Consider the following 14983-nt stretch of genomic DNA (forward strand, 5'->3'; position numbering starts at 1 on the left):
CCAGAAGCGCTTCATTGATCCACTGCCCGGGGGGCCGAATGAACACATTGGCCGGCCACATACGTGCTCACCAGATTGCGCTCATCGCCCATGGTCACCCAGGCAAAGACACGCTCGTGCAAGTCGCGGGCCAGCTTGTCTTGGGCGACGCGATCCCGATGCTCGGCCACGGGGCCGTGGGCCACATGCCATGCCACCACGTCGGCCATGCAGCCGGGCTCCAGGCGTCCGATTTCATGGGCCAGACCCAGGTGGCTGGCCGCCCCCAGGGTGCAGGTGTGGAGTGCCTTCCAGGCCGACAGGCGCACGCCCTGCAAGGCCTGGATCTTGTAGGCATCGGCGATGTTGCGCAGCATGGACAGGCTGGTGCCGCCGCCCACGTCGCTGGCCAGGCTCACGTGCACGCCTTCGCGCTCGGCCTCAAGCCAGTTGAACAAACCGCTGCCCAGGAACAGGTTGGACGAGGGGCTGTGCGCGATCTGCGCGCCGTGCGCCTTGAGCACCGCGCGGTCGTTGGCGTCCAGCCAGATGCCGTGGGCCAGAACAGCGCGAGGGCCGATCAGGCCTTCGCGGTCGTAGACGTCCAGGTAACTGCGGGCGGTGGGAAACAGTTCGGCCACCCACTTCACCTCGTCCCGGTTCTCGGCCACGTGGGTCTGCATGTAGGTGCCGGCGTAGGTCTGGCACAAGCGGCCGGCCATGGTCAGTTGCTCGGGCGTGCTGGTGGGGGCGAAACGCACGGTCACGGCGAAAGACAGGCGGTCCTGGCCGTGGAAGCGATCGATCAGGTCAACGCAGTCCTTCTCGGCCTGCTCCACGTCGTCCAGCAGTCCTTCGGGCGCATGGCGGTCCATCAGCACCTTGCCGGTGATCAGGCGCATGTGGTGGGCCCTGGCCTGGTCGAACAACGCTTCAACGCTGACCTTGTGCACCGTGGGGAAAACGACCGCGCTGGTCGTGCCGTGGGCCCACAAGGCGTGCAGGAAGCGCTCGGCACCTTCATGGGCCACGGTGGGGTCGATGTAGCGGCGTTCGGCGGGGAAGGTGTAGGTGTTGAGCCAATCCAGCAACTCGGTGCCGTAGCTGGCGATCACGTCAAGCTGCGGACAGTGCACATGGGTGTCGATGAAGCCCGGCATGACGAGCTGGCCTCGGTGGTCGGCCACGGGAACATCGGCCCAGCCGGCGGGCAGTGCCTGGCTGGCGGGCTGGATGGCGGCGATGCGCTCGCCTTCGATCATCAGGAAGTGGTCGGGACGCCAGCGAACGCCCGTGGCCTCGGCGGGCGGTGCAAAGCCCGGGTCGGCGGTGAAATCCAGCAGGTCACCACGCAGCACCTGTCGGGTGGGCGCGGGCTCGGGATGGGCAAGGGGCGGGCTGGATTCGGGCATGGAAGGAAGCTCACTGCTGTCTGGCCGACGCACCCAGCACGGGCAAGGTCTCGGCGCGCAAAGGGGGACGAACCTGGTGAAGACCACGAACCACATCGCGCACTTGCTCTCGCAACCAGCGGCTGGCCGCTGAATGGTGCGTGAGATCGTGCCACAGCTGATAGTAATTCATGGCCGGGAAAGACACCGGGCACCGGACGATCTTGACCCGCAACTGTTGCGCATAGCGCTCACAAAAGCGGCGCCCCGTGGTCAGCACCAGCAGGGAGCCTGCCACCATGTAGGGCAGTTGGGCGAAGTGCGGGTTGCGCACCACGATGTTCCGGCGCAATCCTTGCATGGCCAGACGCTCGTCGATCACGCCCACGGCCCCCGGGTGCAGGGCTGGCGGCGAAATGTGTTCCGCGGTCAGGTACTGCTCGACCGACCAGGCGCGTTTGCCCTCCTTGGGCAGCCGCGCCGCGGGGTGGTCTTCAGACACCAGGCAGACCACTTCGTCGGTCAGCAGGCGGCCCAGGTGCAACTCGTCTGAAGGCTCCAGCCAGTTGCCGATGACGAGGTCGACTTCGCCCCGGGCGAGGCTGCGGCGGTGGTCGAGTTCGGCGGTCAGTTGCACGACCTCGACCTTGATGTTGGGCGCCAGCCGGCGTAGCCTCAGGGTGAGTTCGGGCAGGAAGAAAGGATCGAGGTAATCGGTGGCGGCGATGCGGAAAGTGAGCGTGGTGTTGGCCGGGTCGAAATCGCGCACGGAGTTCTTGTGGCCAAACATGCTCTGAGCATGTTGCAGGATCGCCGAAGCCGGCTCCAGCAGGCTCAGGGCGACATCGGTGGGGGCCATGGCCTGGCCGCAGCGCACCAGCAACGGGTCGCCCGTGATCTCGCGCAGCCGCTTCAACTGGGTGCTGACGGCGGGCTGGCTGGATTGAAGGCGGATGGCGGCCCGCGAGACGCTGCACTCGGTGATCACGGTGTGTAAGACCCGGATGAGGGAAAGGTCGATCTTGTCGAAAACAGCGTCCTTGCTCATATGCGCCAACTGATAGTTATTATCAGCATCATCGTATAGCGACAATGCCCGACCGCAGTACCCTCCGAAGCGGGACCCCCACTCCTTGGGTGTGCCATTCAATGAATTTTTGCTGTTCAGGAGTCTGACCATGAGCGACCCGACACCCCGTCCGATTCGCTTCTTCCACCAAGGGCAGATTCACACCGTGGAAGGCTTGCCGCCCACCACCACCGTGCTGCAATGGCTGCGCGAACAAGCGCATTGCACTGGCACCAAGGAGGGCTGCGCCGAGGGCGATTGCGGTGCTTGCACCGTCGTTGTCGGCGAGGTCGACGAATCAGGCCAGGCGCTCACCAAGACCACGGTCAATGCCTGCATCCAGTTCCTGCCCACGATGGATGGCCGCGCCTTGTTCACGGTCGAAGACCTGCAAGGCATGAACGACGGCTCGTTGCACCCTTGTCAGCAAGCCATGGTCGATTGCCACGGCTCGCAATGCGGCTTCTGCACGCCGGGCTTCGTCATGTCGCTGTGGCAGGTTTATGAAGAACAGGTGCAGCCCCTGCCCCGCCAGGATCTGGCCGATGCGCTGTCGGGCAACCTGTGCCGCTGCACCGGCTACCGCCCCATCCTGGATGCGGGCCAAAAAATGTTCGACGCACCGCGCGTGGCTTTCGATCCGGCCCCGGCATTGGCCGCCTTGAAAGCGCTGGATGCTCGCGACGAGACCTTCGTCCACGAAGCGCCAGAAGCAGGCCACCCCACCAGACGCGCCCGATTCGTCGCCCCCATGACCTTGAGCGAACTGGCCCGCTGGCGGCTGCAGATGCCGCAAGCGCGCATGCTGGCGGGCAGCACCGACGTGGGCCTGTGGGTCACCAAGCAGATGAAACCGCTGGGCGACATCCTCTACCTGGGCCGAGTCAAGGCCTTGAAGTCCATCGAGGTGAGCAGCACCGGCCTGACCATCGGTGCCGCCGCTTCGCTGGAAGACGCCTGGGCCGCCATCGTTCAGCACGTGCCCGCGCTGCGCGAGATCTGGCTGCGTTTCGCTTCGCCCCCTGTGCGCCACGCGGGCACCCTGGGCGGCAACCTCGCCAATGGCTCGCCCATCGGCGACAGTGCGCCCATGTTGCTGGCCCTGAACGCCGACGTCACCCTGCGCCAGGGCGAACGGCAGCGCACCCTGCCCTTGTCGGCCTTTTACCTCGACTACATGAAGAACGCGCTGGAGCCCGGCGAATTCCTGCAGTCCATGCACATTCCCCTGCCCAAAGCCGACGACATCGTGCGCGGCTACAAGATCTCGAAGCGGCGTGACAGCGACATCTCCGCCGTGTGCGCCGGGCTGATGCTGCGCCTGGAGGGCGAGGTGATCGCCGAAGCGCGCCTGGGCTGGGGCGGCATGGCGGCCACGGCCAAACGGGCGGCCTTGACCGAGGCCGCGCTGGTCGGCCAACCCTGGACCAAAGCCACCTTGCGCCGTGCCCAGGCGGCTTTGGCGCAAGACTTCCAACCCATGACAGACCTGCGCGCCAGCCAGGGCTACCGCTCGCGCGTGGCCGCCAACCTGCTGGAACGCTTCTGGCTTGAAACCCGGCCAGCGCACGCGCTCACCGCTGAAAAGGTGCAGGTATGGACCGCCTGACGATCAATCCCCCCATGGCCAGCAGTGCCGCTGGCAAGTCACTGCCGCATGAGTCGGCCCACCTGCACGTGGCGGGCGCCGCCCCCTACATCGATGACCTGCCCGAACTGGCCGGCACCTTGCACTGCGCGCTCGGCTTGTCCCCGGTGGCCCATGGTCGCCTGATCGGTGTTGACGTCGCCACCCTCAAGGCCATGCCGGGTGTGGTCGCGGTGCTGACAGCGCAAGACGTGCCCGGCAAGAACGATTGCGGCGCCATCATCCACGACGAGCCCATCCTGGCCGATGGCGAAGTCCATTTCCTGGGCCACCCGGTGTTCGCCGTCATCGCCACCGACCGGGAGTCGGCCCGCCGTGCAGCTGCCCGCGCCAAGGAGGTCATCCAGGTCGAGCCCCTGCCCTCACTGCTGACCATCGAGGCGGCCCACGCCGCCGGGGCTCACGTCGTCCCCCCCATGCATTTGCACCGGGGTGATGCCGCTGGCGCCATGGCCCGGGCACCGCACCAGCTGAAGGACCGTTTCTACCTGGGTGGGCAGGAGCAGTTCTACCTCGAGGGCCAGATTTCCTACGCCATCCCGCGCGAGAACAACGGCATGCTGGTGCACTGCTCCACCCAGCATCCCAGCGAAATGCAGCACCACATCGCCCAAGCTTTGAAGCTGAATTCGCACCACATCCAGGTCGAGTGTCGGCGCATGGGCGGTGGTTTCGGCGGCAAGGAATCGCAGTCGGCCGTGTTCGCCTGCATCGCGGCCATCGCCGCCCACCAACTCAAGCGCCCGGTCAAGTTGCGCGTGGACCGTGACGACGATTTCATGATCACCGGCCGGCGCCATTGCTTCATCCACGACTATGAGATCGGCCACGATGATCAAGGCCGCATCCTGGCGGCCCAGGTGAAGATGGTGTCACGTGCCGGCTGGTCGGCCGACTTGTCCCCCCCAGTGATGACGCGTGCGCTGTGCCACTTCGACAACGCCTACTGGCTGCCGAATGTGGACATGCACGGCTACTGCGCGCGCACCAACACGCAAAGCAACACCGCCTTCCGCGGCTTTGGCGGACCGCAAGGTGCGCTGGCGGTGGAAGTCGCGCTGGACAGCATCGCCCGCAAGCTCAAGCTGGATGCGCTGGACGTGCGCCTGGCCAACTTGTATGGCCTGCAAGAGAACAACGTGACACCTTATGGCCAGACCGTTGAAGACAATGTGCTGCGGCCCTTGATCGACCAGTTGGTGGCCAGCAGCGACTACCGCGCGCGCCGCGATGCGATCAACACCTTCAACGCCAGCAGCCCAGTCTTGAAGAAAGGCCTGGCCCTGACGCCCCTGAAGTTCGGCATCTCCTTCAATGTGGTGCACCTGAACCAGGCCGGCGCGCTGGTGCACATCTACACCGATGGCAGCGTGCTGGTGAACCATGGCGGCACCGAAATGGGGCAAGGCCTGAACACCAAAGTGGCGCAGATGGTGGCGCACACCTTGGGCGTGAACATGGCCAGGGTGCGCGTCACCGCCACCGACACGAACAAGGTGGTCAACACCTCGGCCACCGCCGCGTCCACAGGCTCTGACCTGAATGGCAAGGCGGCCGCCGATGCGGCAAGGCAGATCATCGAGCGGTTGACGACGTTTTTGGCCGAGCGCGAAGGCGTGCCGCTGGATGCCGTGCGCTTTGTCGACGACCACGTGGCGATTGGTGAGCAGAAGCTGCCTTTCGAACAGGTGATCAGCGAGGCCTACTTCGCCCGTGTGCAGCTGTGGTCCGACGGCTTCTACACCACGCCCAAGCTGCACTGGGACCGCGCGACCATGCAGGGCCGGCCCTTCTTCTACTTCGCGTATGGCGCAGCGGTGAGCGAGGTGCTGGTCGACACCCTGACCGGCGAATGGAAGCTGCTGCGCGCCGACGTGCTGCACGACGTGGGCCAGTCCATCAACCCGGCCGTGGACATCGGCCAGATTGAAGGCGGCTTCATCCAGGGCATGGGTTGGCTGACCAGCGAGGAGCTGTACTGGCACCCCGAAACCGGCCGCCTGATGACGCACGCGCCATCGACGTACAAGATCCCCACGGCCAGCGATTGCCCAGCCGACTTCCGCGTAGAGCTCTTCGACAATGTCAATGTGGAGGACACCATCCACCGTTCCAAAGCCGTGGGCGAGCCGCCCTTGCTGTTGCCCTTCTCGGTGTTCTTGGCGATCCGTGATGCCGTGTCCAGCGTGGGCCAGCACGCCATCGACCCGCCCCTGCGCGCACCCGCCACGCCCGAAGCCATCCTCGACGCGGTCGACGCCGTCAAGGCCGCGCTGGCCTGATGGCCATGAACAGCCTGAGCGCCCGGGCCTTGCGACGCACCGCCGAGCAATGGCGGGGATCTGGTCGGCATGCGCTGGTCATCTCGGTGGACCAGATCAAGGGCTCGACCCCGCGCGGCACTGGCACACGCATGCTGGTGTCCGCCGACCGGGTGGACGGCACCATCGGAGGGGGCCACCTCGAATGGCAGGCCATCGACCTGGCACGCCATGCCTTGCTGGAGAACGCCCAGCCGAGCACACCGTGGACGCGCACCTTTCCGCTCGGCCCCACGCTGGGCCAATGCTGCGGTGGCGTGGTGACCTTGCGCTTCGCACCGCTCGATGACGCCGCCCTCGCCGACTGGACCTTGCCCCCGCCCCGTTTCCACCTCGAACTGCACGGCGCCGGCCACGTTGGCCAGGCCATCGTCCGCCTGCTGGTGGATTTGGACTGCACCGTGCGCTGGATCGACGAGCGCGCCGAAGATGCCAGCCTGCCCAACGCAGAACAACCTGGCCTGCCCAGTGCGGACATGCTGGCCCACCTGCCGCCCCACATCCAATGGCTGGACACCGAGGCCGCCGAGCAGGAAGTGCTTGACGCTCCCCCCGGCGCCTGCCACCTGGTGCTGACCCACCGCCACGACCTGGACCTGCGCATCATCAACGCCGTGCTGCGCCGCGGCGACTTCGGCTTCGCAGGCCTGATCGGCTCGCAGACCAAACGCGCCAATTTCCTGCGCCGCCTGAGCGAGCAAGGCATCGAGCCCGAGACCCTGGACCGCCTGACCTGCCCCATCGGCCTGCCCGGTCTGCAAGGCAAGGAGCCCGCCGTCATCGCCATCGCGGTGGTGGCACAACTGCTCCAACACACTTCTGGCCACCCCGGGTAAATGCTGTCATCACAAACCCCGCCTTTGTCGATCCTCAGACACTCCGCTCGGGCCCTTCTGCGCACGATGAGCGACTCGAAGAATTCAACCAACACGCCAGGAGCCATCGATGCCATTCCGCCCCACCGCCACCAAGCTGCTGATGACGGCCACCCAAGCCGCGGTGACCGCACTCATGGTCACCGGCATGTCGAACGCCGCCACCACCACGCCTGACCCGTTTTACCAATACACGGACAGCACCCCCTTGTCCAGCATCGAGCCGGGCACGGTCCTCAAGACGCGCACGATTTCGCTCACGGTCGTGGGCATCAAGACCTCGGTGAAGGCCCTGCAACTGGTGTACCGCTCGACCGACGCCTTGCAGCGGCCCAGCACGAACGTCACGACCGTGATCCTGCCCAAGTGCACGTCCACCTGCCCGAACAAGGACAAGGTCATTTCATACCAGTCGTTCTACGACTCCTTGAACCCGGAAGACTCGCCTTCGCGGGCCTACGCTGGTGGCAAAAGGCTTCAAGACCTCATTCCAGGACTGGAGGCGCTGTTGGTCTCGCCCTATCTGCAGAAAGGGTTCACCATCATCGTCTCCGACACCGAAGGCCAGAACGCCAACTTTGCCGCGGGCCCCGAGTACGGCTACAACACGCTGGACTCGATCCGTGCCGCGCTCAATTCACCAGAGACCGGCCTGACCTGGAATGCCAAGGTCGCGATGATGGGCTACTCGGGCGGTGCGATCGCCACCGAATGGGCGGCCGAACTGGCACCGACCTACGCGCCAGACCTCAACCAGAACCTGATCGGCGCCACCTTTGGCGGCGTGCTGGTGAGCCCCGAGCACAACCTCGGCTACGTCGAAGGCGCTCCGCTCTGGGGCGGTGTGGTCGAGATGGCGTTCATCGGCATCGCGCGCTCCTACGAACTGGACATCACCAAGTACCTGTCCGACAAGGGGCTGGAGATCTACAACAAGATGAAAAGCCAGTCGATCGTGAACGTGCTTGGCCAGTACCCGAAGGTCACCTGGCAGGGCATCGTCAAGCCAGAGTATTGGGATCGGGCGAAGGTGCCAGAATATGTATCCTCGGTGAACAAGGTCATCATGGGCACGGGCGGCACACCCACCATCCCGCTTCAAATTGGCCAGGGAACGGGCGGCATCTGGGAAGGCACGAAGACATCGCCGGTCTATGGCAAGGGCGATGGTGTGATGCTCGCGGGTGATGTCCGTTCTCTCGCGCGCCAGTATTGCGCGCAAGGCGTGAAGGTGGAGCACAAGGAATATGGATCAAGCCACTTCATCACCGCGGTCAGTTGGCTGCCAGGCGCAACGTCCTGGATCAATGACCGGTTCGCCGGCAAGCCAGCGCCAGAAAACTGCGCGAGCATCGCGCCCGGCAATTCGCTGGCGCCACTGGTCTACACGCCCTGAGCGTGACGCCAACGCAACCCTTCATCCAGGAGTCGAAGGGTTGCCGGTCACGCACGCACACCATGACCATTGATGTCGCGGGCATTCTGGGCACGGACCCCTGGTTCAGGGAGGTGCCCCAATTGCTGCAGTCGACTTTGCTGCGGATCGGCGTCACACGGCGTTTGTCCCAAGGGCAGCGCCTGTTCTCGCGCGGCGATGCGACCAATGGGGTGTACGCCGTGCTTGAAGGGCGGCTGGCGGCCCTGGACGTGAACGAGCAGGGGGATGAAGCGATCCAGCTGCACCTGGAGCCCGTGTCGTGGTTCGGCGAGATGGGCCTGTATGACAGGCTGCCTCGCGTTCACCACATTCGCGCCGAGCAGCCGTCCACCGTGTTGTGGCTCAATGATCCCTTGCTCAGGGCCCACCTCGAGCAGAGCCCGCAGCATTGGCATCACTTCGGTTTGCTGTTGACGCAGAAACTTCGGCTTGCACTGTTCATGCTGGATGGGCGCAAACTGGACTCCAACGACCTGGTCGTGGCCCGCACGCTGCTGATGATCGCCCAGTGCTATGTGCCGGGCGGTGGTCCGGCCAAGTCGCGCGTGACCATCCAACAGCAGCAGGTGGCCGACATGCTGGGCATGTCGCGGCAAACGGTGAACCAGGCGCTCCAGAGCCTGAAAGCCGAAGGCATCCTGCAGCTGGCCTACGGCAAAGTCGAGATCATGGACGTGGCGGCCTTGCAGGCCAAGGTGCGCTACGAGAACTGGCTGCCGGTCACCTCCACCGGCAGATGATGTTCCCGATGCCCATGCTCACACCCGCAACTCGGTCGTGCACGGCACGTGTTCGCGAGGTGCTGGTGGACGCGGGCCGGTGAGTTCAGTGTCTGAACGGAAAACCAGCGCCTCGAATTGGTCGAGCGGCACTGGCCGGCCGAACAGGTAGCCCTGGAAGAAGTGGCAATCGTTGTCGCGCAGCCAGGCGTGCTGGTCTTCGGTTTCCACGCCCTCGGCGATCACGGTCAGGCCCAGGCTCTTGCCCAGCGCGATCAGGGTGCGGACGATGGCCATGTCGCTTGAATCGGTCGACAGGTCGCGCACGAAGGACTGGTCGATCTTGATCTGGCCCAGGGGCAGGCGCTTCAGGTAGCTCAGCGACGAGAAGCCGGTGCCGAAATCGTCCAGCGAAAAACCCACCCCATGGGCCTGCAGGGTGCCCATCTTGTGGACCACGTCCTCGATGTCCTTGACCAGCATGCTTTCGGTCAACTCCAGCTTGAGCCGCGCGGGCTGCACGCCGCTGAGCTTGACGACGTTCAACACCTGCGCCACGAAATCGGGCTGGCGAAACTGCGAGGCGCTGACGTTGACGGCCAGGGTCAGGCCAGCGGTGCGCGGGTCGTCCGCCCAGGCCACGAGTTGCGCGCAGGCGGTCCGGAGCACCCAGTCGCCGATGGGCACGATCAAACCGGTCTCTTCGGCCAGCGGGATGAATTTGCCGGGCGGGATCAGGCCCCGCTTGGGGTGCTGCCAACGCAGCAGCGCCTCGGCACCAATGATGCGGCCGTCGTCGCCGATTTGAAGCTGGTAATGCAGCAGGAAGTGCCCTTCGGCCACCGCCGTGCGCAGGTCCGCCTCGATGGCGTTGCGGGCGGTGACGTCGGCTTGCATGATCGCCATCACCAAGCCCAGCATGACCAGGCAGACGGCGTTGTTGATCCAGACACCGACAGCACGGACCTCCAGCGGCGGCAGGAATTGCAGTTCACGGAAGCCGAAGTTGCTGCCCGAGAAGAAAAGGCAGGTGGCGAAGCACAGCAAAGGCAGGCCGATGCGGAGGATGGGCTTTTCGCCACGGAACAGCAGGATGGCAGCAGCTGCCAGCGTCAGCAGGTGCATGTGCACCGAGCGCGGCACACCCTCCCAGGGCACGTCGATGAACAGGCAGAACGTGCAGATCACGACGAACAATGCAGGCACCGACAGCAGCGAGGCCGTGCGCAGCCGGTCGGTCAAGGTGCACACCAGGGCAAAACTGCCGATGGCGGCCACCGCCGAGTTCAACGCCATCGGAGCCCAGTGCGCATTCAGCGTGAAGTAAACCGCCCAGGCGCCGCCCACGGCCATGACCATGCAACTGCCCAACAGCAGCAACAACTTGACCCTGCGGCGATGCTTGTCGCTCACGCCAAGGCTGTGCAACGGCAAGGGGTCGGAAAAGATCTTCCTGAAAAACATCAAGAAACGCGGCTCAGCGGAAATTCAGTGCGAGGTTTCCGTGGCTATCGACGCCTGGGCCGCCTTCTTGACTCAGGTAAAACCCGAACCGGGGGAGCGTCCTGCCCAGCTTCGGCAAATTCACGCAAAGCGCTTGTGCACCATCACGCACAGGCCCACGTCGACCGCCATCAGGCTGGCCCGTTCTCGTCGTACCGAGGCGCGTGGCCGTCGTCCTGCGGCGTCCACCAGTTGGCCTTGGACGCGTCGAAGATGTGCAAGCCCACCTTGGTCTTGACATGGCCCTGCAGCGCGCCCGCCCGCAGGCGCAACACGCCAGGCACCGAGGTGCGCTGGCTGAACAAGGGCGAGCCACAGGTCTTGCAGAAACAGCGGTATTTGCCGGGCGAGGACTCGTAGCGCTGGATCAGGCTGATGCCCGAAAGCCAGTCCACCTGCGATTCGTCGACCGGGATGTTGGTGACAAAAGGCGTGCCCTGCGCACGGCGGCATTGGCCGCAGTGGCAGACCTGGATGGGCGGCAGATCGCCGGAGATGGTGAAGGTAACGCCTCCGCAGAGGCAGCTGCCACGGTGCATGACCGTCCTCCTGAAACTGGCGGTTTCAGGAAGTTTGACAGATGTTTTGCTTCACATCACTTGCAGTTGTTCGGCGCCGCCTTGCCGTCGAAGCGGTCCAACAGGTAAGTCATGCCACCACTCAGGCCCAGGGCGCCCAGCACGTGGTCGGTGCCCTTGACCGGCTTGTATTCCACCGTGGTCTTGCTGGCACAGTAGAAGGCCACCAGGTTGTCGACGTCGGCGATGGGCATCAGTTGATCGCCGATGCTTTCAAAGATGTGCAACGGGATCTTGGGCGCGTGCTGGCCCATCGTGTTTTCGCGGTTGACGGCCTGCATCTCAGGCAGGTCCAGGAAGTTGGGATCCTTCAGCAGTGTCGAACCCTTCTTGTAGGCGTAAGCCGTCAGCAGATTCGGCGAACCCGTCAGGCAGCGCGTGCCGATGTCCTTGATGGCCTCGACACCTGCGGGCGTGGCGTAGTCCTCGACCTTGAGCTCGGGATAGCCGCGCGACAGGCCGACCACGGCGCCCAGGTAGGCACCAGCCCAGAAGGTGCCATCGACCTTCTTGGCAACATTGATCGGATTGACTGGCAAACCGCCCTGGGCCGCACCGATGATGTTCAGCTCAGGCGCATAGGTGCCCGCCAGCTCGGCGGCCCAGGCCGTGGCGAAGCCGCCACCGGAGTAACCCAGCATGCCGACGGGCGTCGAGGCGTTCAGGCCGCTCTTGGTGAAGCGCAGGGTGGCGCGGATGCTGTCGAGCACGCCCTGGCCGCTGTTGCGCGCCACGATCCATTGCGACTCGAGGCCTTCGTAGTCGGCCATGGTCACGATGTAGCCCTTGTTCAATGCCGACTGGAAGAAGGTCTTTTCCAACAGGCTGTTGGACGTGGCCTGGCCCGAAGGCGAGCAGTCCAGCGTCAGGCTGTCATAGAAGGATTGGTAAGACAGGAGCTTGCGGCCCGTGGCGGGCGCGGCCTTGGGGATCAGGACCGTGGTCACCATGGCGACGGGCTGGCTCTTGGTGTTGGCCGAGCGGTACATCAACTGCCAGCCTTCCTTGACGCTGCTGCCCAGCGAAGCGGCTGGCAAGGCGCGGTAGCGCAGCACATTGCCTGGTGCCGCCGCGACCAACTCACTGCTCGACGGCGAGGTATAGAAGGCATCGGCGGTGGGTTTGAGCTTGGAATCGACCGTGGGGTAGATCTGCTGAGCCTGGGCCAGGCTGGTCATGGACAGGGCGCCCACGATGGCGAGACCGGCGAAATTTGTCAGATGTTTCATGTTGCTCGTTCCTTATTCCATCAGTTCAAGGCGATTGGAAAAGGAATGCGCGGCCGAGCGCTTGGCGTTTTCCCCTTGAACCAGGGAAAACACACCCACCAAACGGGGGGTTGAGCAGCCCTACTCGGCCAGCCAGCCCTCGAGCGATTGCAGCAGCACCTCGGGATCGATGGGCTTGGTGAGGTGGGCATCGAAGCCTGCCGCCGCCGTCTTCTCGCGATCCTTTTGCGCGCCCCAGCCGGTCAGGGCCACCACGCGGGTGCCTGTGAGGCCAGGCTTCTCGCGCAGCTTCGCGGCCACCGTGTAGCCGTCCATGTGGGGCAGGCCCAGGTCCAGCAGCACGACTTGAGGTTGCCAGGCGGCCGCCACCTCCAGCGCCTTGACGCCTGAGCTCGCGCCACGCACTTCGTGCCCTTCGGCTTCGAGCAACATCATCAATGTTTCGAGGCCATCCTCGTTGTCCTCCACCACCAGGATGCGGCCTCGGCCCTTGTCCATCAGCGCGGGCTCCGGGAGCGGGCCGCCCACGGGCGCTTCAGGCACGGGCACCACGCCCAGCGGCAGCTCCAGCGTGAAGGTGCTGCCTTCGTCCAGCCCTGCGCTGTGCACGCGCACCTTGCCGCCATGCATCTCCACCAGGCGCTTGACCAGCGACAGGCCGATGCCCAAGCCCCCCTGAGTGCGGCTGCCGGTGTGGGGCAACTGCGTGAAGAGCTGGAACAACTTGCCCTGGTCTTGCGGCGGGATGCCCACGCCGTTGTCCACCACCTCGATCACCACCTGGGTGCCCGACACCCAGGCGCTCAAACGCACCTCGCCACCATCGGGGGTGTACTTCGCGGCGTTGTTGAGCAGGTTGGTCACGGCCTGCACGATGCGTGCGGGGTCGGCATCGACTTTGGCGGAGTCATCGGGCAATTGCAGCGTCAGTCGATGGCCCGCGCGGTCCAGCACCGACTTCGAGGCCTCGACCGCCTGCAGAAGCAGGCTCGACACCGGCACCACCTCGCGGCGCAGCTCGATCAAGCCGCGGTTGATGCGGGACACGTCCAGCAGGTCATCGATCAACCGGGCCAGGTGGCCCGACTGCCGTTCGATCACGTCCTGGGCGTGGGCCAGGCGATGCGGTGTGTCGGCCGATTTGAGCAGTGCGGTGGCATAGCGCAGCGGCGCGATGGGGTTGCGCAGTTCGTGCGCCAACGTGGCCAGGAATTCGTCCTTGCGCTTGTCCTGCTCCGCCAGGGCGGCGGCGTCGCGCACACGTTCGATGTGCGCCCAGCAACGGTCCACCACTTCTTCCACGATGCCGATTTCATGAGCCGTCCAGCGGCGCGGCGTGGTCTGGTGCACCGCCATCATCGCCACCAGGCGGCCTGCCTTCATCAGGCCCGCGCAGATGATGGCCTTGATGCCGATGGCATTGAACATGCGGCCACCACCCTCATCGCCCAATTCGAGGTCCACGTCATCGACCACGAGGTTGTGGCCTTGGCGCAGCCTGGAGGTGGCTTGTGGCCCGAACAAATCGAGCGAATAGACGCCCGCGCTCGATGGCAAGCCCGGCACGGACCAGTCGGCGCGGATGGTGAAGCGGTCGTTGTCGGCCTCCACGTCGGCATAGGCGCAGCGCGAAGCGCCCAGGTGCTCGCCCAGCAGTTGAGCGGTCACCTCCATGAGTTGCATGGCGTCGGTCAAGGGGCGGGTGGCCTGGCCGATGCGGTCGAGCAACGACAATCTGGCCGCACTTTCGTGCCAACGGGATTCGGCCTCCTTGCGGGTGGTGATGTCGATGGCGGTGCCCAGGATGCGGGTGCACTGGCCCGCGTCGTCGAACAGCGCCCTGCCCTTGGCGGCCACCCAGCGCAGCACCTGGTCTTCTTTTCCGATGGTCCGGTATTCCACGTCGTAGACGGTGCGCATTTGCGGGTCCTGCGCCTGCTCGAAGGCCCGAACCACGTGCGCACGGTCATCGGGATGCAAGCCGTTGTAGAAGTCGCCCAGGCTGACATCGACCTCGGGGGAGATGCCGAAAATGGCCTTGACACGGGCCGGCCAGAACAGGTGGTTGGTGCGGACATCCAGGTCCCACAAACCGACCTCGGCGGCATCGATCGCCAATCGGAATTGCTCCTCTTTTTCTTCCAGCGACATGGGCTGGCGATGGACATCGGAGGGGGAGTGGTGGTTCATGCCTTCATTGTGATTCAGGAGGCGGGCATCACGGTGCAGCCTC

General features: G+C 64.9%; 11 protein-coding genes. 5 read left to right on the forward strand and 6 right to left on the reverse strand.

What is annotated here, in order from left to right; translation table 11 throughout:
* Positions 1–11: 11 nt before the first annotated feature.
* Positions 12–1391: a guanine deaminase gene (gene guaD, locus ACREB4_RS11710; protein WP_431588399.1), complete on the reverse strand. Its 1380-nt coding sequence runs from the start codon at positions 1389–1391 to the stop codon at positions 12–14.
* Between the two features lie 10 nt (positions 1392–1401).
* Entirely contained in the window at positions 1402–2418 is a 1017-nt protein-coding gene (locus tag ACREB4_RS11715) for a LysR family transcriptional regulator (RefSeq protein WP_431588400.1), read from the reverse strand.
* 130 nt (positions 2419–2548) lie between these two features.
* On the opposite strand from ACREB4_RS11715, the gene xdhA reads away from it, so the two are divergent.
* The 5 genes from xdhA (at position 2549) to ACREB4_RS11740 (ending at position 9461) form a co-directional block, all read left to right on the forward strand.
* Positions 2549–4048: a xanthine dehydrogenase small subunit gene (xdhA, locus tag ACREB4_RS11720; protein WP_431588401.1), complete on the forward strand. Its 1500-nt coding sequence runs from the start codon at positions 2549–2551 to the stop codon at positions 4046–4048.
* Positions 4036–6369, forward strand: a complete 2334-nt coding sequence (gene xdhB, locus ACREB4_RS11725) for a xanthine dehydrogenase molybdopterin binding subunit (RefSeq protein ID WP_431588402.1) — start codon at positions 4036–4038, stop codon at positions 6367–6369. Before xdhA ends, xdhB begins: the two co-directional genes overlap by 13 nt.
* 5 nt (positions 6370–6374) lie before the next feature.
* Positions 6375–7244: a xanthine dehydrogenase accessory protein XdhC gene (gene xdhC / locus ACREB4_RS11730; RefSeq protein ID WP_431588403.1), complete on the forward strand. Its 870-nt coding sequence runs from the start codon at positions 6375–6377 to the stop codon at positions 7242–7244.
* A gap of 109 nt (positions 7245–7353) precedes the next feature.
* Positions 7354–8679, forward strand: a complete 1326-nt coding sequence (locus ACREB4_RS11735) for a lipase family protein (protein WP_431588404.1) — start codon at positions 7354–7356, stop codon at positions 8677–8679.
* A gap of 62 nt (positions 8680–8741) precedes the next feature.
* Positions 8742–9461 carry a Crp/Fnr family transcriptional regulator gene (locus ACREB4_RS11740; protein WP_431588405.1) on the forward strand — a complete coding sequence of 240 codons (720 nt, stop codon included), beginning with the start codon at positions 8742–8744 and terminating at the stop codon, positions 9459–9461.
* 18 nt (positions 9462–9479) lie between these two features.
* Here ACREB4_RS11740 and ACREB4_RS11745 read toward each other — a convergent pair whose 3' ends face one another.
* From ACREB4_RS11745 to ACREB4_RS11760, 4 genes are all read right to left on the reverse strand, one after another.
* Positions 9480–10853, reverse strand: coding sequence for a putative bifunctional diguanylate cyclase/phosphodiesterase (locus tag ACREB4_RS11745; RefSeq protein WP_431588406.1), 1374 nt, complete (start codon positions 10851–10853; stop codon positions 9480–9482).
* Positions 10854–11074: 221 nt separating this feature from the next.
* Positions 11075–11482, reverse strand: coding sequence for a GFA family protein (locus tag ACREB4_RS11750; RefSeq protein ID WP_431588407.1), 408 nt, complete (start codon positions 11480–11482; stop codon positions 11075–11077).
* A 56-nt stretch (positions 11483–11538) separates the two neighbouring features.
* Positions 11539–12750 carry a lipase family protein gene (locus ACREB4_RS11755; RefSeq protein ID WP_431588408.1) on the reverse strand — a complete coding sequence of 404 codons (1212 nt, stop codon included), beginning with the start codon at positions 12748–12750 and terminating at the stop codon, positions 11539–11541.
* Between the two features lie 120 nt (positions 12751–12870).
* A complete protein-coding gene (locus ACREB4_RS11760; protein WP_431588409.1) occupies positions 12871–14940 on the reverse strand; it encodes an ATP-binding protein in 2070 nt (689 codons plus the stop codon).
* Between the last annotated feature and the right edge of the window lie 43 nt (positions 14941–14983).

The organism is Aquabacterium sp., from assembly GCF_050725395.1.
Classification (GTDB): domain Bacteria; phylum Pseudomonadota; class Gammaproteobacteria; order Burkholderiales; family Burkholderiaceae_C; genus Aquabacterium.